The organism is Geodermatophilus obscurus, assembly GCF_900115395.1.
Lineage (GTDB): Bacteria > Actinomycetota > Actinomycetes > Mycobacteriales > Geodermatophilaceae > Geodermatophilus > Geodermatophilus obscurus_B.
The window spans coordinates 95,404-121,743 of record NZ_FOWE01000011.1; the positions used below are offsets into that span (position 1 = coordinate 95,404).

Consider the following 26,340-nt stretch of genomic DNA (forward strand, 5'->3'; position numbering starts at 1 on the left):
CGTGCGGGTGACCATGAGTTCCCCGGGTGGGGGATCTGCTGTTGCGGTCCCCGACGAACCAGTACGCTGCGTGACGACCATGCCCCGGACACGACGACGGACAGTGAGCAGACACGCATGAGCACCGATTACTCGCGGGCCCTCGGTGCCCGGCTGCGGGCGATCCGCAACCAGCAGGGCCTCTCCCTGCAGGGGGTGGAGGACAAGTCCCACGGGCGCTGGAAGGCCGTCGTCGTCGGCTCCTACGAGCGCGGCGACCGGGCGGTGACCGTCCAGCGCCTGTCCGAGCTGGCCGTCTTCTACGGCGTGCCGGTGTCCGAGCTGCTGCCCGACCCGCGGCCGTCGTCGGCCGTCACGTCGACGACGAAGATCGTGCTGAACCTCGAGTCGCTGGGCTCGCTGCCCGCCGACGAGGCCGGCCCGCTGGCCCGCTACGCCTCGACCATCCAGGCCCAGCGGCACGACTACAACGGCAAGGTCCTCTCCATCCGCGCGGAGGACCTCAAGTCGCTGGCGATCATCTACGACATGAGCCCCGACGAGCTCACGACCCGGCTCATCGAGTGGGGCGTGCTCAAGCCCGGCGGCATGGAGTCGCTCGGCGCCGGTGCCGACGACGACGACGAGGCCTGGACCGACCGGCGCCGCAGCCCCCGCTGACCTCCCGCCGCGCGCCCGAGGCCCGCTCCGGCACCCGCCGGGGCGGGCCTCGCCGCGTCCCGGGGTCGTGGCCCCAGCAGCCGGGTGTGCACTCACCGGGGCCTCGGAGCCCCCAGTGACCCCGGTGGGCGCACACCGCGGTGCTGCCCGCGGGCGGGCGGCGGGCGGAGCACGCGGAACTGTCGGTGGGCGGTCCTAGCGTCGGGGACGGTGACACCGAGCCCCCCGAGGAGCACCCCCATGAGCACCGTCCCGTCCGTCCCGCTGCCCGACCGCGACGCGGCGCTCGCGGCCGGCCGCCGGGCCGCGCTGCGCCGGCAGCGCCGGCTGGGCGCCGGCGCCCGGGCCGCGGCGATGCTGGCCGCCGCCGAGGCCGGTCACCGCTGCTGAGCGGCGACCGGGCTCACGACGAGGAGGTGGGCACCTCGGTGTCGAGGATGGCGCCGAGGACGCCGTTGACGTAGGCCGGCGAGTCGTCGGTCGACAGCGACCGGGCCAGCTCCACCGCCTCGTCGATGACGACGGCGTCAGGCACGTCGTCGGCCCAGAGCAGCTCGAACACCGCCATGCGCAGGATCGCGCGGTCGACGTCGGGCAGCCGCTGCAGCGACCAGCCGCGGGCGTGCTCCTCGATCAGCTCGTCGATGCGCCCGGCGTGCGCGGCGACACCCTCCACCAGCCGGACGGCGTGGTCGGGCACCGGCGGGTTGGCCAACGCGACCCGCTCGCGGAGCGTCTCGATGGGGTCGTCGCCGCGCAGGTCGGCCGCGTAGAGGACGTCGACGGCGCGCTTGCGCGCCTTGGTGCGGGCGGCCATGTCAGGCGGTCGATGTCAGGCGGTCGGAGGACGGGGCGTCAGTTCACGCGGCCGAGGTAGCGGCCGTCGCGGGTGTCGACCTTGAGCTTGTCGCCGGTGTTGACGAACAGCGGCACGTTGATCTGCGCCCCGGTCTCCAGGGTGGCCGGCTTGGTGCCGCCGGTGGAGCGGTCGCCCTGCAGGCCCGGGTCGGTGTGCTCGACCACGAGCTCCAAGGTCACCGGCAGCTCGACGTAGAGCGGGACGCCCTCGTGCACGGCGACGACGGCCTCGGTGTTCTCGAGCAGGTAGTTCGCGCCGTCACCGACGGTCTCGGCCGGCACCGGGATCTGGTCGAAGGTGTCGCCGTCCATGAAGACGAAGTCGGTGCCGTCCTTGTACAGGTACGTCATGTTCCGCTTGTCGACCGTGGCGGTCTCGACCTTGGTGCCGGCGTTGAAGGTCTTGTCGACGACCTTGCCCGAGAGCACGTTCTTCAGCGTCGTCCGCACGAACGCGCCGCCCTTGCCGGGCTTGACGTGCTGGAACTCGGTGACGGACCACAGCTGGCCGTCGAGGTTGAGGACCATGCCGTTCTTGAGGTCGTTGGTGGTAGCCATCTAGAGGACCAGCAGTTCCTTGCTCGTGAGGGTCAACAACTCGGGCGCGTCCGCCGTGACGACGAGCGCGTCCTCGATCCGGACTCCGCCCTGGCCGGGGAGGTACACCCCGGGCTCCACGGTGACGGCCATGCCGGCGGCCAGACTACCCGCGCCCTGCGGGCCGATGCCCGGCGCCTCGTGGATCTCCAGTCCCACCCCGTGGCCCAGCCCGTGGGTGAAGTGCTCGGCGTGGCCGGCCGCGGCGATGACGTCGCGGGCGGCGGTGTCGACGGCGACGACGTCGGCCCCGACGGCCAGCGCCGCCCGCCCGGCCGCCTGCGCCTCCGCGACGAGCGCGTAGATCTCGCGCTGCCAGTCGGCGGCGTGCCCGAGCACCAGCGTGCGGGTCATGTCGGAGTGGTAGCCGTCGACGGTCGCGCCGAAGTCGAGCTTGAGGAGGTCGCCGCCGGCCAGCACCGTGCGGTCGGGCCGGTGGTGCGGGATCGCGGAGTTGGCGCCGGTGGCCACGATCGTCTCGAACGACGGCGCCTCGGCGCCGAGCACCAGCATCCGCGCGTCGAGGTCGCGGCCGACCTCGAGCTCGGTGCGCCCGGGCCGCAGCGCGCCCTCGGCGGCCAGCTCGGCCAGCGCCCGGTCGGCGACGGCGCAGGCCCGCCGCAGGGCGTCGACCTCGTCGTCGTCCTTGACCGCGCGCAGCGCCTCCACGGCCCGCCGCACCGACACCAGCTCCGGCACGGTGCCCCCGGCGGCGGCGTCGGTGAGCACCCGCTGCAGCACCCCGTGGCCGTCGACGGTGACCTCGTGGCTCTCGTAGCCGATCCGCCCGGCACCCCGCCGCACCGCCTCCTGGGCCAGCGCGGGCACGGTGCCGCGGTCGACCAGCAGCTCGAGGTCGGGCACCTGGGTGCCGGCCTGGGTGGTGTAGCGGCCGTCGGTGCCGAACACGTCGGTCCCGTCGGCGCGCAGCAGCAGCGCCCCGTTGGAGCCGGTGAACCCGGTCAGGTAGCGGACGTTGAGCAGGTTCGTCACCAGGACGGCGTCCAGCCCGCGCTCGGCCGCCGTCGCCCGCAGCCGCTCACGGCGCTGTGCCTCCCGCTGCGGCGCCTCCCGCGCGCTCACCGGGCACCGCGCAGGGAGAGCCACTGCAGGGCCAGCACGTAGCCCTCGATGCCGAGGCCGGCGATGACGCCGTCGGCCACCGCCGACACGTGGGAGTGGTGCCGGAACGCCTCGCGCTTGTGGATGTTGCTGATGTGCACCTCGACGAGCGGCGCGTCCAGGGCGGCGAGGGCGTCGTGCAGCGCGATCGAGGTGTGCGACCACGCCGCCGGGTTGAGCACCACGGGGTCCCCGGCGTCGGTGGCCTCGTGGATCCAGCGGAGCATCTCGGCCTCGTCGTCGGTCTGCCGGACCCGGACCTCCATGGCGAGCTCGCGGCCGGCGTCCTCGAGCAGCTCGACGAGCTGGGCGTACGTGGTCGTGCCGTAGACCTCCGGCTCGCGGGTGCCGAGCCGGCCGAGGTTGGGGCCGTTGAGGACCTGGACCGTCACCGTTCCTCCGAGACTGCGGCCCACGCCGCGTCGAGCCACGCCTGCTCGGGGTCGGTCAGGATCCCCGGCCGGCCGATCCCGTCGAGGACGACGAACCGCAGCGTCGCCCCCCGGGCCTTCTTGTCCACCCGCATGACCGCCCGCAGTGCCGCCCAGTCGCCGCGGTAGGCGGTGGGCAGGCCCATCGCCGCGACGAGCTCGCGGTGCCGGTCGGCCTCGGCCCGGGCCAGCCGCCCCGCCTGCACGCCGAGCTCCGCGGCGAACACCAGCCCGACGGCGACGGCCTCGCCGTGCCGCCAGCCGAAGTCCTCGACCCGCTCGATGGCGTGGCCGAGGGTGTGGCCGTAGTTGAGGTACTCGCGGACGCCGGTGTCGAAGAGGTCCTGGCCGACCGCGTCGGCCTTCACCGCGACCGCACGCTCGATGAGCTCCTCGGTGTCGCGGCGGCCGGTCGGGTCGGCGGCGAGCAGGTCGAGGATGGTGCCGTCGGCGATGAAGCCGCACTTGACCACCTCGGCCATCCCGGCGCGGAACTCCGCCTCGGGCAGTCCGGCGAGGACGCCGGTGTCGGCGAGCACACCGGCGGGCGGGTGGAACGCGCCGACGAGGTTCTTGCCCGCGCCGGTGTTGATGCCGGTCTTGCCGCCCACTGCGGCGTCGACCATGCCCAGCACGCTGGTGGGCAGGTGCACGACCCGCACCCCGCGCACCCAGGTGGCGGCGAGGAACCCGGCGAGGTCGGTGACCGCTCCCCCGCCGACGCCCACGACGGCGTCGGACCGGGTCAGCCCGAGCCGGCCGAACTGCTCCCACGCGCCAGCGGCGACCTCGGCGGTCTTGGCCGCCTCGCCGTCGGGGACGACGACGGCCTCGGCGGCCACCCCGGCCGACTGCAGCGTCTCGACGGCCGCCCCGGCCAGCGCGGCCAGCGGCGGGGCGTGCACGACCGCGGCCTTCGGCGTGCCGGCCAGCACCAGGGCCAGCTCGGCCTGCGCGCCCGGGCCGATGACGACCTCGTACGGCTGCTCCCCCGCCACGGTCACCCGCCTCATCGGCCGGCCCCGGCGGGCAGTGCGGCGAGGACGTCGGCGACGACGTCGGCGGGCGGGCGGCCGCCGGTCGGCACGACCACGGTGGCCACCTCGGCGTAGAGCGGGGCGCGCTGCTCGAGGAGGGTGCGCAGCATCGCCCGGGGGTTGACCGCCAGGAGCGGGCGGTCGCGGGAGAGCCCGGCGCGCTTGGCCGCCGAGGGCAGGTCGACGTCGAGGTGGACGACGGTGCCGCCGGCGCGGCCGTACGCGACGAGCAGCGCGCGGCTGGCCGGGCTGAGCACCGCGCCGCCGCCGAGCGCGAGGACGCCGTCGTGGCCGGACAGCGCCCGCGCGACGGCGGCCTCCTCCAGCGCGCGGAAGTGCTCCTCGCCGTGCGTCACGAACAGGTCGGCGACGCTCGTGCCGGTCTCGGCCTCGACGTCGGCGTCGGTGTCCCGGAAGCCGGCGCCGACCGCGCGGGCCACGGCCGTGCCGACGGTCGTCTTACCCGCGGCCGGCGGGCCGACCAGGACCAGGAGCGGCCCGCTCACCGGAACGGGAGGGCGTCGAGGTAGGCCTGCGCGTTGCGGCGGGTCTCGGCGAGGGAGTCGCCGCCGAACTTCTCCAGCGCGGCGTCGGCCAGGGTCAGCGCGACCATCGCCTCCATGACGACGCTGCCGCGGGGCACCGCGCAGGCGTCGCTGCGCTGGTTGATCGCGATCGCGGCGTCGCCGGTGGCGACGTCGACGGTGGCCAGGGCCCGCGGCACGGTGCTGATGGGCTTCATCGCCGCGCGCACCCGCAGGACCTCGCCGTTGGTCATGCCGCCCTCGATGCCCCCCGCCCGGTCGGTGACCCGCCGCAGCCGGCCCTCCTCCGTCACGATCTCGTCGTGGGCGACCGAGCCGCGGCGGCGGGCGGTCTCCAGCCCGTCACCGACCTCGACGGCCTTGACCGACTGCACGCCCATGAGCGCGGCGGCCAGGCGGGAGTCGAGCCGGCGGTCCCAGTGCACGTGGCTGCCCAGGCCCGGCGGCAGGCCGTGGACGACGACCTCGACGACGCCGCCGAGGGTGTCGCCGTTCTTCCGGGCGTCGTCGACCTCGGCCACCATCACCGCGCTGGTGGCCGGGTCGGCACAGCGGACCGGGTCGTCGTCGATGCGCGGGCTGTCCTGTGGGCCGGGCAGCACGCCGTCGGGCACGGTGACCGGCCCGATGGCGACGACGTGGCTGACCACCTCGACGCCGAGCGCCTGCCGCAGGAACGCGCGGGCCACGGCACCCAGGGCGACGCGGGCGGCGGTCTCGCGGGCGCTGGCCCGCTCGAGCACCGGGCGGGCGTCGTCGAAGCCGTACTTCTGCATGCCGGCGAGGTCGGCGTGGCCGGGGCGCGGGCGGGTGAGCGGGGCGTTGCGCGCCTGGCCGGCGAGGACCTCGGCGTCGACCGGGTCGGCGGACATCACCGTCTGCCACTTGGGCCACTCGGTGTTGCCGACCTGGACGGCGATCGGGCCGCCCTGGGTCAGCCCGTGCCGGACCCCGCCGGTCAGCGTGACCTCGTCCTGCTCGAAGGACATCCGCGCGCCGCGGCCGTGGCCGAGCCGGCGGCGGGCGAGGTCGACGTCGAGGTCGGCGGTCTGCACCCGCACGCCGGCGGGCAGGCCCTCGAGGATGGCGGTGAGCTGCTGGCCGTGCGACTCACCGGCGGTCAGCCAGCGCAACATGCCGTCAGTGTGCCAGCCGTGCGCGGGGCGCCTCGTCCGTCCCCGCGGCGAGCGCCGCGATCAGGGTCCCTGGTCGTGCGGCGTCCTCCCTCGCGGTGGAGCGTGCGGGAGGACGCCCGACGATCAGGTCACCTGATCATCGCGGAACTCCCCTCAGGCCAGCGGTGCCTCCACCAGGAGGGCGAGGACGGCGCCGAGCAGCAGCGGCGGGCCGAACGGCAGCGCGGTGCGCCAGCCGGCCCGCCCGGTGGCCACCAGCAGCAGCGACACGGCGGCGCCGGCGAGCAGGCCGAGGAACACCCCGGCCAGCAGCACCCCCCACCCGGCCCAGCCGAGCACCAGGCCGAGCAGCGCGAGCAGCTTGACGTCGCCGAGGCCGAGACCGGACGGCCCGGCCAGTGCCCCGAGCAGCGACACTCCCCCGGCGGCGGCCGCGGCCAGCAGCGCGCGCAGCAGGTCCGGCCAGGTGCCGAGCAGCGCGGCGTCGGCGGCCAGGGCGGCCGCGACCACCGCCGCGGCCGGGTAGGTGACCCGGTCGGGCAGCCGGTGCACGGCCAGGTCGACCTGCGCGAGGACGACGGCGGCGCCGGCGGTCCAGGCGTAGGCCAGCGTGGCCGGGCGGGCGCCGGTGAGCAGCACGGCGCCGCACAGCAGGACGGCCAGGGCGGCGGCCGACGCCAGCGCACGGGCGGCGCCGGGCCGGGCGACGGCGTCGCGGGCGGCCAGCCGGACGGCGGTGCGGGCGAGCAGCGGCCCGGTGGCGGCGGCGGCGAGCAGGGCGGCCGCGAGCAGCAGCCCGCGCGGCAGGACGTCGTCCACCCGGGTCAGCGGGCGTCCAGGGCGGCGCGCATGGCACCGATCGGCGCGGGCTGCCCGGTCATCAGCTCGACCTGGACGGTGGCCTGCCAGAACAGCACCTCGAGACCGCTGATCACGGTGGCCCCGGCGGCCGCGGCCCGCGCGGCGACGGGGGTGGGCCACGGCGCGTACAGCACGTCGAGCAGGGTCTGGCCCGCCCGCCACCGCAGTCCGGCGAGGTCGGCGTGCGCGCCGATGGGCACCGTGCTGACCACGACGGGCGCCTCGACCGGTCCCGGGCCGACCCGCCGGACGTCGGCCTCCACACCGAGCACGCCCAGCACCCGGACGACGTCGGCGGCGCGTGAGGGGTCGCGCACGAGCACGTCGACGGACTCGGCACCGAGCTCGGCCAGCGCCACGGCGGCGGCGGCCGCCGTCCCGCCCGCACCGATCAGCGCGGCGTGCGCCACCCGCTCGACGCCACCGGTCTGCAGGGCCATGCCGACCCCGTGGACGTCGGTGTTCTCCGCCCGCCAGCCGGCGTCGGTGTGCACGAGGGTGTTGGCCGCGCCGAGCAGCCGCGGCAGCGGCTCGACGGTGTCGGCTGCCGCGACGGCCGCCTGCTTGCACGGCATGGTCACCGAGAACCCGCGCCACTCCGGGCCGAGGCCGGCCAGCAGCACCGGCAGGTCCTCGGGGCCGAGGTCGAGTGCGTCGTAGGTCCAGCCGGTCAGGCCCAGGACGGCGTACGCCGCGCGGTGCAGCAGCGGGGACAGCGAGTGCGCGACCGGGCGGCCGATGACGGCCGCCCGGCCGGCGGGACCTGCTCCGGGCACCGGCCGGTCAGCCACCGCACCCGAGGCCGGCGTCGGCGCAGCGCTGGCGGGCCGCCAGGAAGTCGTCGTAGCTGGCCGTGAAGTAGTGCCGGCCCTCCTGGGACTCCAGGACGTAGTACAGGAGGTCGCCGGTGGTCGGCGCGAGCGCCGCCTCCAGGCTGGCCTCACCCGGGGCGCTGATCGGCGTCGGCGGGAGCCCCGGACGGGTCCGGGTGTTGTAGGGGCCGTCGGTCTGCAGGTCGGTGACGGTGAGGTCGTTGCCGTTCTTCTGCAGGCCGTAGGCCAGCGTGGCGTCGATGCCGAGCGCGATCCCCTGGTTCAGCCGGTTGTAGACCACCTGCGCGACGTTCGGCCGCTCCTCGTCGAGCAGCGTCTCCGACTGGATCATCGAGGCCACGACGACGATGTCGTAGGGCGAGCGGCCGGCGGCGGCGGCCCGCTGCTCGAGCTGCAGCTCGGTGGCGGTGTCGGTGAAGCGCGTGACCATCGCCCGCAGCACGTCGGCGGCGGTGGTGTCGGGCTCGACCTCGTAGGTGGCCGGGAACAGGAAGCCCTCGAGCTGCCCGTTGGCGTAGGCGGGCAGGCCCAGCGCAGCGGGGTCGGCGGCGGCGGCCTGCAGGTCCTCGATCGGCAGGCCGGTGCTCTCGGCGATGCGCTGCAGGGTGGCGGCGACGGTGAAGCCCTCGGGGACGGTCACCCGCGACACCTGCCGGGCGGCGGGGTCGAGCAGCAGGTCGAGGGCGGCCGACCCGCTCATCTGCGCACGCAGGCTGTAGACGCCGGGCTGGATGCCCATCGACGCGGGGTCGGCCTCGGCGGCCTCGACGAACGGCGCGCTGGAGGCGATGACGCCCTCGTCGACCAGGGTCCGGGCGATGTCGCTGAGGGTGTCGCCGTCGTCGATGCGGACGTCGACGGCGCCGGTGCCGGTGCCGGTGAAGTCCTCGGCCTCGGGGTTCAGCAGGCCGATCAGCGCGCGGCCGCCGAAGACGACGCCGGCGACCACGCCGGCCAGCACCAGGAGGGCCAGCACGTTGGCCAGCGGGCTGCGACGGCGCTTCGCCGGGCGGGAGCGTCCACCCCGGCCGAGCACGGGGTGGTCGTCGTGCTCGTCGTCGTGGTGGAGGTCGTGGTGGTGGTCGTCGTGCTCGTCGTCGTGGTGGAGGTCGTCGTGGTGGAGGTCGTCGTGGTGCGCGTCCCCGGCGGCGGCACGGCGGGCGCGCCGGCCGCGGCGGCCCCGGTCCCGGCCGCCGGCGCCCAGGACCTCCAGGCCGCCGGTGGAGTCGTCGTCCTCGTGCGGGTCGTGCAGGGGGTGGGCCTCGGTGGGCGCCTCGGCGGGCACCGCGGTGTCGTACGGGCCGCCGACCGCGGGCGCGGCGACGGTGGCGTCGGGCCCGGCGTCCGACCGCTTGGCCAGGCGGGACCAGGCGCCGGCCGGGCGGGGCGGCAGGCCGGGCGCGGGCGGGCCCGGTTGGTCGCCGCCCGGCAGCGGGCCGGTGCGGTCGTCGTCACCGGGGGCGGAGTGCCGGCCGCTGAGGACGGGCGGGACCGGGAGCGGACCCGACGGGTGCACGCCGCCGGACCCCGTGGGCACCGGCCCGACCGGCAACCGCGTCGTCGGCGGCGCGTCGGCGGGGTGGCCGTACCAGGCGCCCGCCGGGCTCCCGCCGCGCGACAGGACGTCGGACGGCGCGTACCGGCCCCGCTCGTACGGCGGGACCGGACCACTCACGAGCGCCCCCGCTGCGAGTCCAGGTACGCCTGGAGGATGACCACGGCCGCGGCCTGGTCGATCACAGGGCGCTGGGCGCGGCTGTCGAGCCCGTTCGCGCGCAGGGAACTGGCTGCGGTCACGGTGGAGAGCCTCTCGTCGACGAGGTGCACGGGCACGCTGCCGATGCGCCCGGCGAGTGACCGAGAGTAGGCACGCGCTTCCCGGGCGGAGGCGCCCGACGCACCCGACAGGTGCCTCGGCTCCCCCACGATCACCTCGGTCACCTCGTGTTCCACGACGAGGTCGGCGATCCGGTCGAGGTCGCCCCCGTCGCGGCGGCGCTCGACGGTCTCCAGCGGGCTGGCCAGGGTGCCGGTGGGGTCGGACAGGGCGACGCCGATCCGCACCGTGCCGACGTCGAGGCCGAGCCGGCGGCCCTGGCGGGTGCGGCGCGGCGGCAGCGGCAGCCCGGCGGGCAGCCCCTGGGACAGGTCGATCTCGGTGGTCTCGTTGCGGACCGGCGGGAAGCCGGCGCGCAGGTCGATCTGCTCGGTGCGGTGGTGCACCGGCGGCGGCGGCGGGTTCTGCCGGGGGCGGGCCGGCGGGACCGCCGGACGGCCCTGGACCCGCCGCTCGTTGACGTCGCCGGTCTCGTCGGGGCGCTGCTCGGGCACTCCGGTCACCTCCCTGCGGCGGTCGCGACCGCCTGTTCACCGGCCTGGAGGGCGGCGGGGATGCCGCCCGGGTCCGTGCCGCCGCCCTGGGCGACGTCAGCCTTGCCGCCACCTCGGCCACCCACCGCCGGGGCCATCGCCTTCACGAGGTCCCCGGCCGAGAGACCGCGCGCCTGGGCAGCGGGGGTCAGCGCGGCGACGAGAGCAACCTTGCCCCCGGCCTCGGAGGCCAGCAAGACGACACCCGGACGCTCACCGAGCCGCCCGCGGACGTCGAGGGCGAGCGTGCGCAGGTCCCCGCCGGTCAGGCCGGCGGGCGCGGCGGTGACGACGGCGGTGCCGTCGACGTCCCGGGCGTCCGCGGCGTACTGCCCGGCGGCGGCCTTCGTCTGCGAGGCGCGCAGCTCGGCGATCTCGCGCTCGGCGTCGCGCAGCCGCGCCAGGACGCCGCCGACCCGGTCGACCAGCCCGTCGGAGGGCGACTTGAGCAGCTCGCCGAGCTGCCGGACCAGGTCGCGCTCGCGGGCGAGGTAGCGGAAGCCCTCGATGCCGACGACGGCCTCGACGCGGCGGGCCCCGGACCCGACCGAGGACTCCCCGGTCAGCGCCAGCGTGCCGATCTGCGCGCTGCCGGACACGTGCGTGCCACCGCAGAGCTCGCGCGACCAGGGCCCCCCGATCTCGACCACGCGGACCAGCTCGCCGTAGGTCTCGCCGAACAGCGCCAGCGCACCGGCGGCCTGGGCCTCGGGCAGGGTCATGTGGTCGGCGCGCACCCGCAGGTCGGCGCGGACGGCGGCGTTGGCGACGTCCTCGATGTCGTGCCGCTGCTGCGCGCTCAGCGCGCCCTGCCAGGCGAAGTCCAGCCGCAGGTAGCCGGGGCGGTTGTAGGAGCCCGACTGCAGCGCCTGCGGGCCGAGCACCTGGCGCAGCGCGGCGTGCACCACGTGGGTGCCCGAGTGCGCCTGGCAGGCCGACAGCCGCCACTCCCGGTCGACCTCGGCGGTCAGCTCGGCCCCCCGGGCGAGCGCGCCCTCGAGCACGCGGACCTGGTGGACGACGAGGCCCTTGACCGGGCGCTGCACGTCGAGCACCTCGGCGCGGCCGCCGTCCCAGTGCAGCTCGCCGGCGTCGGCGACCTGGCCACCGGACTCGGCGTAGAAGGGCGTGCGGTCGAGCACGACGCGCACGACCTCGCCCTCCCCGGCCTCGGCCGCGCCGCCGTCGTCGCCCGCGAGCTCGGTGACGGCGAGATCGGTGACGAGGCCGAGCACGCGGGAGTCGGTGCGCAGGGTGTCGTAGGCGCGCCAGTCGGTGGGGCCGTGCTCGGCCAGCAGGCGGGTGTAGGCGCTGACGTCGACCGAGCCGGTGCGCTTGGCGCGGGCGTCGGCGCGGGCGCGGTCGCGCTGCTGCTGCATGAGCGCGCGGAACCCGGCCTCGTCGACGGTGACGCCCTGCTCGGCGGCCATCTCGAGGGTGACGTCGATCGGGAACCCGTACGTGTCGTGCAGCGAGAACGCCTGCTCCCCCGACAGCGACGGCGTGCCGGCGGCCTTGGCCTGCGCCACGGCGGTGTCGAACAGCGCGGTGCCGGAGGTGAGGGTGCGCCGGAACGCCTCCTCCTCGGCGTAGGCGACGGCGCTGATCCGGTCGAAGTCGGCCACGAGCTCGGGGTAGCTGACGCCCATCGCGTCGCGGGAGACCGGCAGCAGCTCGGGCAGCGTGGCGGCGTCGACGCCGAGCAGCCGCATGGAGCGGACGGCGCGGCGCAGCAGCCGGCGCAGGATGTAGCCGCGGCCCTCGTTGCCGGGCGTGATGCCGTCGCCGATGAGCATCAGGCCGCTGCGGACGTGGTCGGCGACGACGCGCAGCCGGACGTCGGCGTCGTGGTCGGCGCCGTAGCGGACGCCGGCGAGCTCGGCGGCGCGGCGCAGCACCGGCGCCACCTCGTCGATCTCGTAGAGGTTGTCGACGCCCTGGAGCAGGAAGGCCACCCGCTCCATGCCCATGCCGGTGTCGATGTTCTTGTTCGGCAGCTCGGCGACGATCCGGAAGTCCTCCTTGCCCCGGACGTCGGCGAGCTCGTACTGCATGAAGACGAGGTTCCAGATCTCGAGGAACCGGTCCCCGGCGCTGTCGACCAACGGGCCGCCGTCGGGGCCGTACTCCGGGCCGCGGTCGAAGAAGATCTCCGAGCAGGGACCGCCGGGCCCCTCGGCACCGGTGTGCCAGTAGTTGTCCTTCTTGCCCAGCCGCTGGATGCGCTCCCTGGGCAGCCCGGCGACGCGGTGCCACGCCTCGGCGGCCTCGTCGTCGTCGAGGTAGACCGTCGCCCAGATGCGGTCGGGGTCGAAGCCCAGCCCGCCGTCCTCCAGCCGCCCGGTGACCAGCTCCCAGGCGTGCCGGATCGCCCCCTCCTTGAAGTAGTCGCCGAAGGAGAAGTTGCCGTTCATCTGGAAGAACGTGCCGTGGCGGGTGGTCTTGCCCACCTCCTCGATGTCGAGGGTGCGCACGCACTTCTGCACGCTGGTGGCCCGCGGGAACGGCGCGGGCTCGCGGCCGGTCAGGTACGGGATGAAGGGGACCATCCCGGCGACGGTGAACAGCAGGGACGGGTCGGGCGACACCAGCGAGGCGCTGGGGACGACGGTGTGGCCGCGCTGCTCGAAGTGCTGCAGGAAGCGGCGGCGGATCTCGGCGGTCTGCATGGCCTACTCGGTCCTCAGGGCGGGTCGTCTCCCGCGGGGGTGGGTGCGGCTCAGCGGTCGGCCGCGTGGGCGCCGCCCCGGCGGCCGCCGGGGAGCTGCAGCGGGGTGGAGTCGCGCTCGGGCAGCGGGGCGTCGAGGCCGGTGCCGGCGCGCAGCTCCTCCTCGCGGGCGGCGGCCGCGGCGCGCACGTCGGCGCCGAAGTCACCGATGGCGTCGGCGAGGTCGCGCAGCCCCTCGGCGATGGAGGCGCCGATGCCGGCGGGCGTCATCTTCTCGGCCGCGCGGGACAGCTTGCGGACGACGAGGGCACCGATCGTGATGCCCATGGCCAGCCAGAACAGCCGGCGCATCAGGCGGCCCGCCGGGCGGCACGCCGGGCGCGGCGGTCGGCCTTGTCACGGGCGGCGGCCTCGGCGAGGGCCTGGCCCTCCCGGCGCTTCCTCGTGGCGCTGCGCACGCCGTAGCTGAACGCGGCGACCTTGATCAGCGGGCTGCCGACCGTGGCCGCGACGACGCTGGTCAGGGCCGCGACGTTGCTCGACACGTTGGCGGCGTTGCCGGTGATGTCGTCGACCCGCTCGAGGTTGCTGTTGACCTGGGCGATCGTCGTCTGCGCCTGGCCGAGGATCGGCTGGCTCTGCTCGCGCACCTGGCGGATCGTCAGCGTCGTCTCGTCCAGCGTGCGGCCCAGCTTGAGCAGCGGGACGGCGAGCAGCACCACCAGCAGCACCAGCGCCAGGGCGGCGATCAGTCCGGCCCACTCTCCTGCGGACACGCGGCGTCTCCTCTTCTCCGTCTGGCAGCCGGGCGGGGGAGGCGACCGGCGTGGCAACAGTAGTCGCGGCCCTCCGCGGTCACCGGGGGCGGCGGAGGATCGCGCGGAGCTTGGCCAGCCGGGCCCCGATGCCGGCCTCGGCGCCGCGGCTGGTGGGGCGGTAGTAGTCGCGCCCGACCAGCGCGTCGGGCGGGTACTGCTGCGGCACGATCCCCTCGGGCGCGTCGTGCGGGTAGACGTAGGTCCTGCCGTGACCGAGCTTCTTCGCCCCGCCGTAGTGGGCGTCGCGCAGTCCCGGCGGCACCGGCCCGCCCAGCCCGGCGCGCACGTCGGCCACCGACTCGCCGATCGCCACGGTGACCGCGTTCGACTTCGGCGCGGTGGCCAGGTGGACGACGGCGTGGGCGAGCGGGAAGTGGCCCTCGGGCATGCCGATGAACGCGACCGCCTCCGCCGCGGCGACCGCCGTCTGCAGTGCCGTCGGGTCGGCCATGCCGACGTCCTCGCTGGCGGCGATGACCAGGCGGCGGGCGATGAACCGGGGGTCCTCCCCCGCGACGACCATCCGCGCCAGGTAGTGCAGGGCGGCGTCGACGTCGCTGCCGCGGATGGACTTGATCAGCGCGCTGGCGACGTCGTAGTGCATGTCGCCCTGCCGGTCGTAGCGCACGGCGGCCTGGGCGACGGCGGTCTCGAGCGTGGCGAGGTCGATCTCGGCGGCGCCCGCGGCGACCGCGGCCCCGGCGCCGGACTCCAGTGCGGTCAGCGCCTTGCGCCCGTCGCCCCCGGCGATGCGGACGAGGTGCTCCTCGGCGTCGGGGCCGAGGGTGACGGCGCCGTCGAGGCCGCGGTCGCTGGTGAGCGCCCGGCGCAGCAGCGAGCGCACGTCGTCGTCGGACAGCGGCTGCAGCGCCAGCACGAGGCTGCGCGAGAGCAGCGGGCTGACGACGGAGAAGAACGGGTTCTCGGTGGTGGCCGCGACGAGGCTGACGATCCGGTCCTCCACGGCCGACAGCAGGCTGTCCTGCTGGGTCTTGGAGAACCGGTGCACCTCGTCGATGAACAGCACCGTGCGCCGGCCGCCGTAGGTGAGCTCCCGCTTGGCGCCGGCGATGACCGCGCGGACCTCCTTCACCCCGGCGTCGAGGGCCGACAGCTGCACGAACTGCCGCTTGGTGGCCAGCGAGATGACGTGCGCCAGCGTGGTCTTGCCGGTGCCGGGCGGGCCGTAGAGCACCAGCGACATCGGCTCATCGGCCTCGACCAGGCGGCGCAGCGGCGCCCGCGGGCCGAGCAGGTGCTGCTGGCCCACGACCTCGTCGAGCGAGCGCGGGCGCATCCGCACCGCCAGCGGGGCGCCCGGGTCGACGGTGCCGCCGTCCTCCGCCGGCTCGTCGAACAGCGAAGTCACGGGTACCGACGCTACCCGCGGGGCACGACAGCCCCGTGCAGCAGCGACGCATCGGAGACCTGACCGTCAGTGCCATCGGGCTCGGGGCCATGCCCCTGTCCACCAAGACCGACCGGCCGTCCCGGGAGGACGCCGTCGCCACCGTGCACGCCGCCCTCGACGCCGGCGTGACCCTCGTCGACACCGCCGACGCCTACGCCCGCGACGAGTCGGAGTTCGGCCACAACGAGGAGCTCGTGGCCGCGGCGCTGGCCTCCTACGGCGGCGACACCTCGGGCGTGCTCGTGGCGACCAAGGGCGGTCACACCCGCCGCGGCAGCGACTGGGAGCTCGACGGGTCGCCCGGGTACCTGCGGCAGGCGTGCGAGGCGTCGCTGCGGCGGCTCGGCGTCGACGCCATCGGCCTCTACCAGTTCCACCGGCCCGACCCGCGGACGCCGTGGGAGGACTCCATGGGCGCGCTGCGGCAGCTCGTCGACGACGGCCTGGTGCAGCGGGCCGGCATCTCCAACGCCGACGTCGCGCAGATCGACGTCGCCCGCTCGATCGTGGGACCGGCGCTGGTGAGCGTGCAGAACCAGTTCGCGCCGGGTTGGCGGTTCTCCGCCGACGAGCTCGCCCACTGCGCCGGGCACGGGCTGGCCTTCATCCCGTGGAGCCCGTTCGGCGGGGTGGGCGCGGCGGGGTCGCTCGACTCGACGGCGCCGGCGTTCGCCGAGGTGGCGCAGGAGCTCGGTGTCTCGGTGTACCGGGTGACGCTGGCCTGGCACCTCGCCCAGGCCGACGTCGTGCTGCCCATCCCGGGGGCGTCGCGGGCGGCGTCGATCCAGGACTCCGCGGCCGCGGCGGAGCTGCAGCTGACACCCGAGCAGCTGGCGCGCCTGGACGGCTGAGGGCCGGCGCGCCGACCATCGGCTGCGTGCACGACACCGGGAGGACACGCCGCGCACGCGTACACGCATCCGACGATCGCGGCGAGACGGTCCCGAGTGCACAGCCGTCGCCGTCGTCCACAGATGACACCGGCCGCCGGGCACCGGACTCCGCGCACCCGACGGTGGCCGGGTGGAACCCCTGGACCTCGGCTCGAACTGGACGTGGACGGACGCACGGCGGCGCGGCGCGACGCGGCGGCGGATCGCCGAGGGAGGCGAGCAGCTGTCCCGCGGCCTGCACCTCTCCCGCGCCCAGCCCTCGTCGCTCTCCGTGCGCTGCCGTGCGTGGACACGGCTCCTGCCGCGGGATGCCGCCTTCGGCCTGGAGACCGCGGCCTCCCTGCTCGGGGTGCACACTGACCCTCCACCTGAGGTCCAGGTCGTGCTCCGGCCCCGGCCCGTCCTGCCGCGGCGGCGTGGACTCGTCGTCGCAGTGCGTGACCTGCGACCGGAGGACGTCGTCGAGGTGGGCGGCCTGCGGGTCACCTCGGGCGCCCAGACCCTCCTCGACCTCGCACTGCGGACACCGCCGGCCGAGCTCCTCGCGATCGGCGACGCGCTGCTCCGGGCCCGGCGCCTCTGCGAGGCGTCACTGGCCGAGCGCCTGGCACGCGGCGGACGGGTCCGCGGCATCGTCCGGGCGCGGGAGTGCGCGGCGCTCCTCGACGGACGGGCCACGTCCCGGCCCGAGAGCCTGCTGCGGTACTGGCTCGCGACGAGCGACCTGCCGGCCCCGGAGGTGCAGGTGCCGGTCCTCGACCGGCGGGGCCGCGTGGTGGCACACGCCGACCTCGGCTGGGAGCGCCACCGCATCGCCGTCGAGTACGAGGGGCGCCAGCACGCCGAGGCAGATCAGTTCGGCCGCGACGTCGACCGCTACTCGCTCATGGCCGCCGGCGGGTGGCTGGTGCTCCGGTTCGCCGCGCGGCACCTGGGCGGGCCTGGCGTGGTGGTGGAGCGCTCCCGGGCGGCGCTGGTCAGCCGGGGCTGGCACCCGGACACCGTTCGCTCGTGATCATCGGACGTGTGCACGGACACGCGCCGGCACGCCGGGCGACCGTGCACACGTCCGATGATGGTCGGGACGGGAGGCGCTCAGCCGGGCGTCACTCGTCGAAGACCAGGGACGGGGTGTCCTGCCGCAGCGTCTCACCACGGAAGAACGCCGGGTGCCGGGCCCGCCACACGAGCATCAGCACCGCGCCGAGCACCAGCAGGCCGATGCCGATGACGAACACGCTGCCCAGCCCGAACACCGACGAGCCGCTGCCGTAGGCTGGGTCGAGCGTGTCGATCGCCGTCTGCACGAACACCGCCGTGAGCATCAGCGCGCCCAGCAGCGGCATGACGCCCTTGACGAACAGGTCCTTGACGCTGCGCCGCAGCTCGTGGCGGAAGTACCAGACGCAGGCGTAGGCGGTGATCCCGTAGTAGAAGCAGATCATCAGGCCGAGCGCGTAGATGGTGTCGATCAGGACGTTCTCGCTGATCAGCGTCATCCCCACGTAGAACGCGCCGGTGGCGACCCCGGCGACGAGCGTGGCCGTCGACGGGCCCCGGAACCGCGGGTGGACGTCGGCCAGGCGTGCCGGCAGCGCGCCGTAGGTCGCCATCGCCAGCAGGGTGCGGGTGGGCGGGAGGAACGTGGTCTGCAGCGACGACGCCGAGCTGGCCAGCACCGCGAGGAACAGGATGAACGCCAGGCCGGAGCCCAGCACCGGCCCCGCGAGCGCGGCGAAGACGTTGTCCCCGGTGTCCGGGTTGCCCAGCCCCTCGCCCTCCGTGCCGACACCGGCGTACATCTGCACGGCGATGGCCGTGACCAGGTAGGTGGCCACGATGACCGCGATGGCCAGCAGCGCGGCGCGGCCGGGGGTCCGCGCGGAGCCCGTCGTCTCCTCGTTGACCGTCAGACATGTGTCCCAGCCCCAGTAGATGAACAGCGACAGCGACAGCCCCGCGGTGAACGCGCTGAACGAGCTGATCGCCGTCGGGTCGAGCCAGGAGAACGAGAAGGGGATGCCGCCGGGCGACGAGCCGGACCTGACCAGCGCGAGCACCACGAACAGCAGCAGCACCGCCATCTGGAAGCCGACCAGCGTGTACTGCAGCCGCTTGGTGGCCTCGACGCCGCGGTAGGTGATCCAGGTGGCCAGCGCCACGAAGGCCACGCAGGTCAGCACGTTGACGAGGCGGTCGTCGCCCAGCGCGCCGACGTCCTCGGAGCCGGTGATCTCCCCGAGCAGCAGGTAGAAGAAGGAGACGGCGACCCCGGCGAGGCTGGAGAGCACGATGATCGTGGCCAGCAGCGCGCCCCAGCCGGCCATCCAGCCGAGGTAGGGGTTGAACGCCTTGGTGGCCCAGGTGAACGAGGTGCCGCAGTCGGGCGCGACGCGGTTGAGCTCCCGGTATCCGTAGGCCACGAGCAGCATCGGGATGAAACCGACCAGGAAGACGGCCGGCATCTGCAGGCCGACCTCGGTCACCGTCGGGCCGAGCGTCACGGTCAGGGCGTAGACCGGCGCGATGCTCGAGATCCCCAGGACGACGCTGGCGAGCAGCCCCACCGAGTTGCTCGACAGGCCCTTGGCCCGGAGGTCCGCCGGCCCGGGTGCCGGCCGCTGGTCCAGAGTCATCCACGTCCTCCTCGTCGCGCCGAGCCGGCGCACGCGCGGACCCGGCGTGTGCGCCGAGTCACAGCGGAGACGATCAGTTGGGCGTCACCCCAGCGGAAGACTCCACGGCGTACACCCACTCGCAGAGGTGACGACGGTCCGGCACGGCGCGGTCCCGCCGGTCCCCCGTGGCGACAGCCCACCGATCGACCCGCCGTAACGGCTTCACGCGGCACGCGCCGTCCCGGACGGCGGAATCCGTCGCCTCGATCCCTTGACACCGCTGATCCCGTCGTCAGGATGGGCCCGTACGCTGCGGCCACGGCGACCGCACGACGGATCGGACTTCCAGACCATGACGCGCTATGGCGCCCAGTACGGGCCCGACATCACCTACCTCGGCGTCGACCGCTGCGACCTCGACGAGCCCGCCACCTACGACGGCGCCGACGTCGTCGTCCTCGGGGCACCCTTCGACGGGGGCACGTCGCACCGCCCGGGCACCCGCTTCGGCCCGCAGGCGATCCGGGCGACCGACTACCTGCCGCACGACGGGTCGCGTCCGAGCCTGGCGCTGCGCACCGACGGCCTGCGCGACCTGCGGGTCGTCGACGCCGGCGACGTCGAGATGTACTCCGGCGACATCGGGACGGCCCTGCCGGCGCTCGAGGCGGCGGTGGAGCGGGTGGCCCGCGCCGGCGCGATCCCCGTGGTGCTCGGCGGTGACCACTCGATCGCCTTCGCCGACGCGAAGGGCGTGGCCAACGTCCTCGGCCACGGCCGCGTCTCGATGATCCACTTCGACGCGCACGCCGACACCGGCGACATCGAGTTCGGCTCGCTGTGGGGCCACGGTCAGCCGATGCGCCGCCTCATCGAGTCCGGCGCGCTGCGCGGCGACCGGTTCCTGCAGATCGGCCTCCGTGGCTACTGGCCGCCCCCGGCGACGCTCGACTGGATGGCGCAGCAGCGCATGCGCTCCTACGAGATGACCGAGATCGGCTCCCGCGGGCTGGAGGCCTGCCTCACCGAGGCCTTCGGCATCGCCACCGACGAGTGCGACGGCGTCTTCCTCTCCGTCGACATCGACGTCTGCGACCCCGGGCACGCGCCCGGCACCGGCACCCCCGAGCCGGGCGGGCTGACGGCCCGCCAGCTGCTCGACTCCGTGCGCCGCATCTGCCTGGAGCTGCCGGTCGTCGGCGTCGACGTCGTCGAGGTGAGCCCGCCCTACGACCACGCCGACATCACCGCGGCGCTGGCCAACCGGGTGGTGCTGGAGGCCCTCTCGGCCATCGCCCGGCGCCGCCGCGACGCCCGCGACGGAACCCGCTGGGACCCCGCGCTCCCCCTCCTCGCCGACCGCCCCGACCCCACCCCGGAGAGCTCCGCATGACCGCCCACCCGCTCGACCCGCTGAACGCCGACGAGTTCCGCGCCGCCGCCGCCCTCCTCCGCCGCGAGAAGGGCGTCGACGAGCGCTGGCGCTACGCCTCCATCGAGCTGAAGGAGCCGGCCAAGGACGTCGTCCGCGCGTTCACCCCCGGTGACCCCATCCGGCGCGAGGCGCGGGTCACCTGCTGGAGCCGCGAGGAGGGCACCGCCTACAAGGCCCTGGTGTCGCTGACCGACGACGCGCTGCTGTCCTGGGAGGCCGTCCCCGGCGAGCAGCCCAACATGACCCTCGACGAGTGGCACGAGGCCCACGACGTGCTCATCCAGCACCCGACCGTGATCGAGGCGCTCGCCGAGCGCGGCATCACCGACCTCGACCTCGTGCTCATCGACACCTGGGCCTACGGCCACTCCCTCATCCCCGAGGGCCTGCAGGACCGGCGGGTGGGCTGGACCGACGTGTGGCGCCGCTCGGTACCCGGCGGCAACCCCTACGCCAACCCGGTCAACGGGCTGCACTTCGTGGTCGACCTCAACACGATGGAGCTGCTGCGGGTCGAGGACACCCCGCCGCCCGGCCCGAACCTGGCCATGGGCGAGTACGCGCCCTCGCTGGTGCCCGGGCTGGTGCAGCGCAGCGACCTCAGGCCGCTGGAGATCACCCAGCCGGAGGGGGTCTCCTTCACCCTCGACGGCTGCGAGCTGCGCTGGCAGAACTGGACGCTGCGGCTGGGCTTCAACCACCGCGAGGGCCTGGTGCTGCACCGCGTCGGCTACGACGACGGCACCGGCACCCGGTCGATCGCGCACCGGATGTCCTTCGCCGAGATGGTCGTGCCCTACCGCGACCCCGGCCCCGACCACTACCGCCGCACCGCCTTCGACATCGGCGAGTGGGGACTGGGCTTCATGACGACGTCGCTGGAGCTCGGCTGCGACTGCCTCGGCGAGATCACCTACGTCGACGCCGTCCTGCACGACACCCGCGGCGAGCCGTACACGATCAGGAACGCCATCTGCCTCCACGAGGAGGACGACGGCGTGCTGTGGAAGCACGTCGACGAGAAGGCCGGCACCGAGGTCCGCCGGTCGCGGCGGATGGTCGTCTCCTTCCACGCCACGGTGGCCAACTACGAGTACCTGACCTACTGGCGCTTCTACCAGGACGGCACGATCGAGTGCGAGGTCCGCGCCACCGGGATCATGGTGACGACGTCCTACTCCGACACCCCGCCGCCGCACGGCACGGTGGTCGACACGCAGACCTACGCGCCGTTCCACCAGCACTTCATCGTCGCCCGCCTCGACATGGAGGTCGACGGCCCGGAGAACACGGTGCTGGTCAGCGAGAGCGAGCCGGCGCCCGTCTCCCCGGAGAACCCCTACGGCCTGGCGGTGGTGCAGCGCACCCGGGCGATGGAGAGCGAGTCCGACGGCGGCCAGGACCCCGACTGGGCCACCCAGCGCAGCTGGAAGGTGGTCAACCGGACCAAGCCCACCCGGCTGGGCACGCCCCCTGGCTACAAGCTGGTGTCCGGCGCGGGCATCCCGGTGCTGGCCGACCCGTCCTCGCCGATCCTGCAGCGGGCCGGCGTCGTCGCGCACCCGCTCTGGGTGACCCGGTACGCCGAGGACGAGCGCTGGCCCTCCGGGGAGTTCTGCAACCAGAGCCGGCGCGACGCCGGGCTGCCCCGCTGGATCGAGGCGGACCGGTCCCTGCTCGACACCGACGTCGTGCTGTGGCACGTCTTCGGCCTCCACCACGTCACCCGGCCGGAGGACTGGCCGGTCATGCCGGTCGACACCGTGTCCTTCCAGCTGCGGCCGGTCGGCTTCTTCGACCGCAACCCGGCCCTCGACCTGCCGCCCTCCGCGGCGAGGCACTGCCACTGAGGACAGGCCCCTTCCCTCCCTCCCACTCGTCCCCCGTGGCAGCGCCCAGGGAGGGGGCCGTTCCAGCACCTCACGGGGCTCCCGGCGGGACCCTGCGGCGGGGCCGCCGGGCCCAGCCCCGCCAGCGGCCGCCGGCCGGCCCGGACGGGCCGCACCTGCTGGCCGCCGTCGCGGCGGGGGTGGCGACGGCGTCCGCGCTGCTGCACCTGCCCCTGCTCAGCACCGGCCCGCACGCCGCGCTGCAGCCCGCGATCGGACTGTCCTGCCTGTTCTGTGCGGTGCACCTGTGGCGCCGGCCGGGCCACGCCGCGTGGACGGGGCACGTGGCGGTGGCGGCGCTGATGCCCCTGCACGGACTACTGGGCGGCGCGTCGCACGGCCACGCGGGGACGGGGACCACCGACCCGGCGGCGTGGGCTCCGTCCGCGCTGCTGCTCCTGGCCGGTCTCGGCGTCCTGCTCGGGGTGGTGCGCTGGGCTCTGGACGCCGACGTCCCGCTGCGCCCCAGCCCAGGTCAGAGCCCGGGTCAGGGCCCGGGCCAGAGCCCGGGTCAGATGCCGGCGGCCGCGGGCGGCAGCTCGGGGCGCCGGGTGCCCCAGGCGTAGGTCTGTTTGCGCAGCCCCAGGTAGAGGTGGGTCTCGGTGGACGTCACGCCCTCGACGGCCCGGATGCGGGCCACCGTGCCGAGCAGCTGGTCGTCGTCCTCGGCGACCACCTCGACGAGCAGGTCGGCCGGGCCGGCGGTGACCACCACGTAGATGACCTCGGGGAGCGCGGCGATCGCGTCACCGGCCGCGCGCGGGTCACCGGAGGTCCGCACCGTGACCATCGCCTGGCGGGAGAAGCCCACCTGCAGCGGGTCGGTCACGGCCACCACCTGCATGACGCCGGCGTCGAGCAGCCGCTGCACGCGCTGGCGGACGGCGGCCTCGGACAGCCCGACGGCGTGTGCGATCCGGGCGTAGGGCCGCCGTCCGTCCTGCTGGAGCTGCTCGACGATCGCCCTGGAGACGTCGTCCAGGACGAACTCACGCTCCCGGATCGCCACCGCCCCCTCCCGGCCGTCGCTGCCCCCGCAGCGTAGCGACGCAGGCGGCTCCCCTCCCCCGTCCACCACCCCTCCGGGTCAGCTCGCCTCCGGTTAGGCGGGCGGGTGCAGGGCCAGCCACAGCTCCGCGCGGGTCCCCGGCTCGTCGAGGTCGCGGCCGAGCAGGTCGCCGGCCCGCTTCATGCGCTTGCGCAGCGTGTGCCGGTGCACACCGAGGGCGGCCGCGGCCGGTTCCCACTGCCCGTGGTGGGACAGCCACGCACGCAGGGAGTCGACCAGGTCGCCGGCGCCCGCGCGGTCGGCGGCCACCAGCGGCGCCAGCAGCGCGTCGGCGAACGCGCGGGTGGCGGCCGGGTCGAGCAGGGCCGGCAACCCCCGCCCGGCCAGCTCGGCGAAGCCCGCCAGCCCGCCGCCGCGTGCCCGACTGTGCTCGGCCGCCTGCCGGGCCTGGCGCACGCCGTCGGCCAGCCGGCCCCAGGGCACCGGGCCGGCGACGCCCACCGCGGTCTGCGGCACCCTGTCCGGCAGCGTCACGAGCCGCTCGGGCAACGGCCCGTCGGAGGCGACGAGCAGCACCAGCGCGTCGTCGTCGAGCTCGGCGGAGAAGGAGGGCGAACCGGTGACGGCGGCCGCGTCGGCGGCGACGTCGACGGCGGCCGCACGCTGACCGACCGCGCCGAGGACCACCAGGACCTGCAGCGGCTCGGCCGGCAGCCGCTCCCCCAGCGCGGCGACCGCCTCTCCGACGGCGGCCTCCTCCCCGGCCAGGAGCATCCGCAGCAGGGCCGCCCGCAGCGCGGCCATCGCGCTGTCGAGCCCGCGGGACTGCTCGAGGCGCAGGGTCAGCAGGCCGACGGCGGCGTTCACCACGCTCCGGTCGGCGGCGTGCACGGGCCCGGGCCGGCCGACGACGAGGAAGCCGCGGGTGCGCCGCTCGTTGCCCAGGGACTGCAGCAGCACCGTCTCCCCCGGCGCGGACAGCGCCGCGCTCGCCGGCGCCCGCACCGACCGCAGCCGGTCCAGCTCCGGCCGCAGCACCTCCGCGTGGCCGGCCGCCGTCGCCGGCACGGCCTCGAGCACGGCGCCGGCGGTGTCGAGCAGCAGCACCCAGCCGCCGACCTGCCGGGCCAGCCGCTGCAGCAGCGGGGCCGGCGAGCCCGGAGCCAGTGCCGCGCGGGTCAGCTCCTGCTGCGCGGTCGCCGCCCGGGCCAGCGCGGCGTACTCGTCGGCGGCCAGCGCGGCCGAGACGTTGCGGGACAGCGCGATGAACGGGGTCCGCCGCGGCACCTCCAGCAGGGCGAGCCCGGCGCGCTGCGCGACGGCCACCAGGTCGGCGGGGACGGTGTCGACGCCGAGGCCGGTGCCCAGACCCAGCCCGACGACGCCGGCCGCGGCCAGCCGCGCCACGTACTCCCCGACCGGCTCCCCGCGCAGCGCCAGCCCGGTGGTCAGCAGCAGCTCCCCGCCCTCGAGGAACGGGGTCGGGTCGGTGAGCTCGCTGACGTGCACCCAGGACACCGGCCGGTCCACCCCGCGGCCCGGCGTGTGCAGCACGAGGTCGAGCGCCGGGTCGGCGACGAGGTCGGCGACGGTGACCGGCACGGCACCTCCGGTGACGGAGTGGACATCCGCGCGTGGGTCACGCGCCTGTCCGGACGGTACCGCCGGTGTGGCGGCCGTCCCACACTCGAGGCGCGTGCCTGCCCCCGACGGGGGCAACCGCCGGCACCACCTGCCCAACCCGAGGAGCTCCCGTGACCGACCTGCTCGAGCCCACCACCACGCTGCCGCAGGAGCGGCGGCTGGTCACCGCGGTCCCCGGCCCCCGGTCGGTGGAGCTCATGGCCCGCCGGTCGGCCACCGTCTCGGCCGGCGTCGGCACCGTCCTGCCCGTCTTCGTCGAGCGCGCAGGGGGTGGCGTGGTCGTCGACGTCGACGGCAACTCGCTCATCGACCTCGGCTCGGGCATCGCCGTGGTCAACGTCGGCAACGCCGCGCCGCGCGTGGTGGCCGCCGTCCAGGAGCAGGTCGCGGCCTTCACCCACACCTGCTTCATGGTCACGCCCTACGAGGGGTACGTCGCCGTCTGCGAGGAGCTCGCGCGGGTCACCCCCGGCGACCACGAGAAGCGCTCGGCGCTGTTCAACACCGGCTCCGAGGCGGTCGAGAACGCCGTCAAGATCGCCCGTCACGCCACCGGTCGCCAGGCCGTCGTCGTCTTCGACCACGCCTACCACGGCCGGACCAACCTCACGATGGCCCTGACGGCGAAGAACATGCCGTACAAGCACCGCTTCGGGCCGTTCGCGCCCGAGGTCTACCGCGTGCCGATGTCCTACCCCTTCCGTGACGAGCCGGGCCTGAGCGGCGCCGAGGCCGCCGCCCGCGCGATCGCCCAGATCGAGACGCAGGTCGGCGGCGCCAACGTGGCCGCAGTGCTCATCGAGCCGATCCAGGGCGAGGGCGGCTTCGTCGTCCCGGCCCCCGGCTTCCTGCCGGCGCTGGCCGAGTGGTGCCGCGCCTCCGGTGCGGTGTTCATCGCCGACGAGGTGCAGACCGGCTTCTGCCGCACCGGGGACTGGTTCGCCGCCGAGCACGAGGGCGTCGTCCCCGACCTGGTCACCCTGGCCAAGGGCATGGCCGGTGGCATGCCCTTGGCCGCCGTGACCGGCCGCGCCGAGCTCATGGACGCCGTCCACACCGGCGGCCTCGGCGGAACCTACGGCGGCAACCCGGTGGCCTGCGCCGCCGCGCTGGCCTCGATCGAGACGATGCGCGAGCTGGACCTCACCGGCGCCGCCCGCGCCATCGGCGACACGATGCTGCCCCGCCTGCGCGCGCTGCAGGAGCGCACGCCGGCCATCGGCGACGTCCGCGGCCGCGGTGCCATGATCGCCATGGAGATCGTCGAGCCGGGCACCACCGAGCCCGATCCCGGGCTGACCGGCCGGATCGCCCGCGCCTGCCACGCCGAGGGCGTCGTCGTCCTCACCGCCGGCACCTTCGGCAACGTGCTGCGCTTCCTGCCGCCGCTGGTCATCGGCCAGGACCTGCTCACCGAGGGTCTCGACGTGCTCGACGCCGCCTTCGCCGCGCACGCCGGCTGACACGCCCGCACGGCGAGGCCCCGGTCCCCGCAGGGGGCCGGG

The 26,340-nt window shown here is 75.3% G+C and carries 26 protein-coding genes; 8 read left to right on the plus strand and 18 right to left on the minus strand.

The window, feature by feature from the left end:
* The first annotated feature begins 117 nt into the window (after positions 1-117).
* Together bldD and BM165_RS24970 are read left to right on the plus strand one after the other, a co-directional pair.
* The gene (bldD, locus tag BM165_RS20525) at positions 118-660 is read left to right on the plus strand and encodes a transcriptional regulator BldD (protein WP_075015394.1); all 543 of its coding nucleotides are present in this window, start codon (positions 118-120) and stop codon (positions 658-660) included.
* Between the two features lie 240 nt (positions 661-900).
* Entirely contained in the window at positions 901-1,050 is a 150-nt protein-coding gene (locus BM165_RS24970; protein WP_177225265.1) for a hypothetical protein, read from the plus strand.
* A 13-nt stretch (positions 1,051-1,063) separates the two neighbouring features.
* On the opposite strand, the gene nusB is transcribed toward BM165_RS24970, so the two are convergent.
* From nusB to BM165_RS20600, 15 genes are all read right to left on the minus strand, one after another.
* Complete coding sequence (gene nusB, locus BM165_RS20530) at positions 1,064-1,477, minus strand: transcription antitermination factor NusB (protein WP_075015395.1); 414 nt, start codon at positions 1,475-1,477, stop codon at positions 1,064-1,066.
* 38 nt (positions 1,478-1,515) lie between these two features.
* Positions 1,516-2,076 carry an elongation factor P gene (gene efp, locus BM165_RS20535; RefSeq protein WP_075015396.1) on the minus strand — a complete coding sequence of 187 codons (561 nt, stop codon included), beginning with the start codon at positions 2,074-2,076 and terminating at the stop codon, positions 1,516-1,518.
* Entirely contained in the window at positions 2,077-3,198 is a 1,122-nt protein-coding gene (locus BM165_RS20540) for a M24 family metallopeptidase (RefSeq protein WP_075015397.1), read from the minus strand. It abuts the gene before it with no gap.
* A complete protein-coding gene (gene aroQ / locus BM165_RS20545; protein WP_075015398.1) occupies positions 3,195-3,629 on the minus strand; it encodes a type II 3-dehydroquinate dehydratase in 435 nt (144 codons plus the stop codon). Before aroQ ends, BM165_RS20540 begins: the two co-directional genes overlap by 4 nt.
* Positions 3,626-4,681, minus strand: coding sequence for a 3-dehydroquinate synthase (gene aroB / locus BM165_RS20550; RefSeq protein ID WP_075015399.1), 1,056 nt, complete (start codon positions 4,679-4,681; stop codon positions 3,626-3,628). Before aroB ends, aroQ begins: the two co-directional genes overlap by 4 nt.
* Positions 4,678-5,211: a shikimate kinase gene (locus BM165_RS20555; RefSeq protein ID WP_075015400.1), complete on the minus strand. Its 534-nt coding sequence runs from the start codon at positions 5,209-5,211 to the stop codon at positions 4,678-4,680. The genes aroB and BM165_RS20555 overlap by 4 nt, the downstream gene beginning before the upstream one ends.
* Positions 5,208-6,386 carry a chorismate synthase gene (gene aroC / locus BM165_RS20560; protein WP_075015401.1) on the minus strand — a complete coding sequence of 393 codons (1,179 nt, stop codon included), beginning with the start codon at positions 6,384-6,386 and terminating at the stop codon, positions 5,208-5,210. Before aroC ends, BM165_RS20555 begins: the two co-directional genes overlap by 4 nt.
* A gap of 153 nt (positions 6,387-6,539) precedes the next feature.
* A complete protein-coding gene (locus BM165_RS20565; protein WP_083427556.1) occupies positions 6,540-7,205 on the minus strand; it encodes a prepilin peptidase in 666 nt (221 codons plus the stop codon).
* A 5-nt stretch (positions 7,206-7,210) separates the two neighbouring features.
* Complete coding sequence (locus BM165_RS20570; protein ID WP_244274368.1) at positions 7,211-8,038, minus strand: shikimate dehydrogenase; 828 nt, start codon at positions 8,036-8,038, stop codon at positions 7,211-7,213.
* A complete protein-coding gene (mltG, locus tag BM165_RS24975; protein WP_075015402.1) occupies positions 8,031-9,755 on the minus strand; it encodes an endolytic transglycosylase MltG in 1,725 nt (574 codons plus the stop codon). The genes BM165_RS20570 and mltG overlap by 8 nt, the downstream gene beginning before the upstream one ends.
* Positions 9,752-10,411: a Holliday junction resolvase RuvX gene (gene ruvX, locus BM165_RS20580; protein ID WP_244274369.1), complete on the minus strand. Its 660-nt coding sequence runs from the start codon at positions 10,409-10,411 to the stop codon at positions 9,752-9,754. The genes mltG and ruvX overlap by 4 nt, the downstream gene beginning before the upstream one ends.
* Positions 10,412-10,416: 5 nt before the next feature.
* Complete coding sequence (gene alaS, locus BM165_RS20585; protein ID WP_075015403.1) at positions 10,417-13,119, minus strand: alanine--tRNA ligase; 2,703 nt, start codon at positions 13,117-13,119, stop codon at positions 10,417-10,419.
* 50 nt (positions 13,120-13,169) lie between these two features.
* Entirely contained in the window at positions 13,170-13,469 is a 300-nt protein-coding gene (locus tag BM165_RS20590; protein WP_075015404.1) for a hypothetical protein, read from the minus strand.
* Positions 13,469-13,894, minus strand: coding sequence for a DUF948 domain-containing protein (locus tag BM165_RS20595; RefSeq protein ID WP_075015405.1), 426 nt, complete (start codon positions 13,892-13,894; stop codon positions 13,469-13,471). Before BM165_RS20595 ends, BM165_RS20590 begins: the two co-directional genes overlap by 1 nt.
* Positions 13,895-13,973: 79 nt before the next feature.
* Entirely contained in the window at positions 13,974-15,305 is a 1,332-nt protein-coding gene (locus BM165_RS20600; protein ID WP_075015406.1) for a replication-associated recombination protein A, read from the minus strand.
* 35 nt (positions 15,306-15,340) lie between these two features.
* Between BM165_RS20600 and BM165_RS20605 the strand changes: the two genes are divergently transcribed.
* Positions 15,341-16,198 carry an aldo/keto reductase gene (locus tag BM165_RS20605; RefSeq protein ID WP_075015407.1) on the plus strand — a complete coding sequence of 286 codons (858 nt, stop codon included), beginning with the start codon at positions 15,341-15,343 and terminating at the stop codon, positions 16,196-16,198.
* A 313-nt stretch (positions 16,199-16,511) separates the two neighbouring features.
* Complete coding sequence (locus BM165_RS20610; RefSeq protein WP_280140741.1) at positions 16,512-17,255, plus strand: endonuclease domain-containing protein; 744 nt, start codon at positions 16,512-16,514, stop codon at positions 17,253-17,255.
* A 91-nt stretch (positions 17,256-17,346) separates the two neighbouring features.
* On the opposite strand, the gene BM165_RS20615 is transcribed toward BM165_RS20610, so the two are convergent.
* Positions 17,347-18,876 carry an APC family permease gene (locus tag BM165_RS20615; protein WP_075015409.1) on the minus strand — a complete coding sequence of 510 codons (1,530 nt, stop codon included), beginning with the start codon at positions 18,874-18,876 and terminating at the stop codon, positions 17,347-17,349.
* 334 nt (positions 18,877-19,210) lie between these two features.
* On the opposite strand from BM165_RS20615, the gene speB reads away from it, so the two are divergent.
* The 3 genes from speB (at position 19,211) to BM165_RS20630 (ending at position 22,748) form a co-directional block, all read left to right on the plus strand.
* Positions 19,211-20,251 carry an agmatinase gene (gene speB / locus BM165_RS20620; protein WP_075015410.1) on the plus strand — a complete coding sequence of 347 codons (1,041 nt, stop codon included), beginning with the start codon at positions 19,211-19,213 and terminating at the stop codon, positions 20,249-20,251.
* A complete protein-coding gene (locus BM165_RS20625) occupies positions 20,248-22,143 on the plus strand; it encodes a primary-amine oxidase (protein WP_075015411.1) in 1,896 nt (631 codons plus the stop codon). Before speB ends, BM165_RS20625 begins: the two co-directional genes overlap by 4 nt.
* Before the next feature lie 179 nt (positions 22,144-22,322).
* Positions 22,323-22,748 carry a hypothetical protein gene (locus tag BM165_RS20630; protein WP_075015412.1) on the plus strand — a complete coding sequence of 142 codons (426 nt, stop codon included), beginning with the start codon at positions 22,323-22,325 and terminating at the stop codon, positions 22,746-22,748.
* Here BM165_RS20630 and BM165_RS20635 read toward each other — a convergent pair.
* Both BM165_RS20635 and BM165_RS20640 read right to left on the minus strand, forming a co-directional pair.
* The gene (locus tag BM165_RS20635) at positions 22,694-23,191 is read right to left on the minus strand and encodes an Lrp/AsnC family transcriptional regulator (RefSeq protein WP_075015413.1); all 498 of its coding nucleotides are present in this window, start codon (positions 23,189-23,191) and stop codon (positions 22,694-22,696) included. The genes BM165_RS20630 and BM165_RS20635 overlap by 55 nt on opposite strands.
* A gap of 93 nt (positions 23,192-23,284) precedes the next feature.
* Positions 23,285-24,793, minus strand: a complete 1,509-nt coding sequence (locus tag BM165_RS20640) for a PucR family transcriptional regulator (RefSeq protein ID WP_075015414.1) — start codon at positions 24,791-24,793, stop codon at positions 23,285-23,287.
* Positions 24,794-24,945: 152 nt separating this feature from the next.
* Here BM165_RS20640 and gabT point away from each other — a divergent pair, with 152 nt between their 5' ends.
* A complete protein-coding gene (gabT, locus tag BM165_RS20645) occupies positions 24,946-26,298 on the plus strand; it encodes a 4-aminobutyrate--2-oxoglutarate transaminase (protein WP_075015415.1) in 1,353 nt (450 codons plus the stop codon).
* The last annotated feature ends 42 nt before the right edge of the window (positions 26,299-26,340 follow it).

Bases quoted from the DNA above. Each gene is read 5' to 3' on its own strand.
- BM165_RS20625 (WP_075015411.1), top strand. From the start codon at position 20,248: ATGACCGCCCACCCGCTCGACCCGCTGAACGCCGACGAGTTCCGCGCC.
- aroC (WP_075015401.1), bottom strand. From the start codon at position 6,386: ATGTTGCGCTGGCTGACCGCCGGTGAGTCGCACGGCCAGCAGCTCACC.
- speB (WP_075015410.1), top strand. From the start codon at position 19,211: ATGACGCGCTATGGCGCCCAGTACGGGCCCGACATCACCTACCTCGGC.
- efp (WP_075015396.1), bottom strand. From the start codon at position 2,076: ATGGCTACCACCAACGACCTCAAGAACGGCATGGTCCTCAACCTCGAC.
- BM165_RS24970 (WP_177225265.1), top strand. From the start codon at position 901: ATGAGCACCGTCCCGTCCGTCCCGCTGCCCGACCGCGACGCGGCGCTC.
- aroB (WP_075015399.1), bottom strand. From the start codon at position 4,681: ATGAGGCGGGTGACCGTGGCGGGGGAGCAGCCGTACGAGGTCGTCATC.
- BM165_RS20615 (WP_075015409.1), bottom strand. From the start codon at position 18,876: ATGACTCTGGACCAGCGGCCGGCACCCGGGCCGGCGGACCTCCGGGCC.
- alaS (WP_075015403.1), bottom strand. From the start codon at position 13,119: ATGCAGACCGCCGAGATCCGCCGCCGCTTCCTGCAGCACTTCGAGCAG.
- bldD (WP_075015394.1), top strand. From the start codon at position 118: ATGAGCACCGATTACTCGCGGGCCCTCGGTGCCCGGCTGCGGGCGATC.
- BM165_RS20590 (WP_075015404.1), bottom strand. From the start codon at position 13,469: ATGCGCCGGCTGTTCTGGCTGGCCATGGGCATCACGATCGGTGCCCTC.
- nusB (WP_075015395.1), bottom strand. From the start codon at position 1,477: ATGGCCGCCCGCACCAAGGCGCGCAAGCGCGCCGTCGACGTCCTCTAC.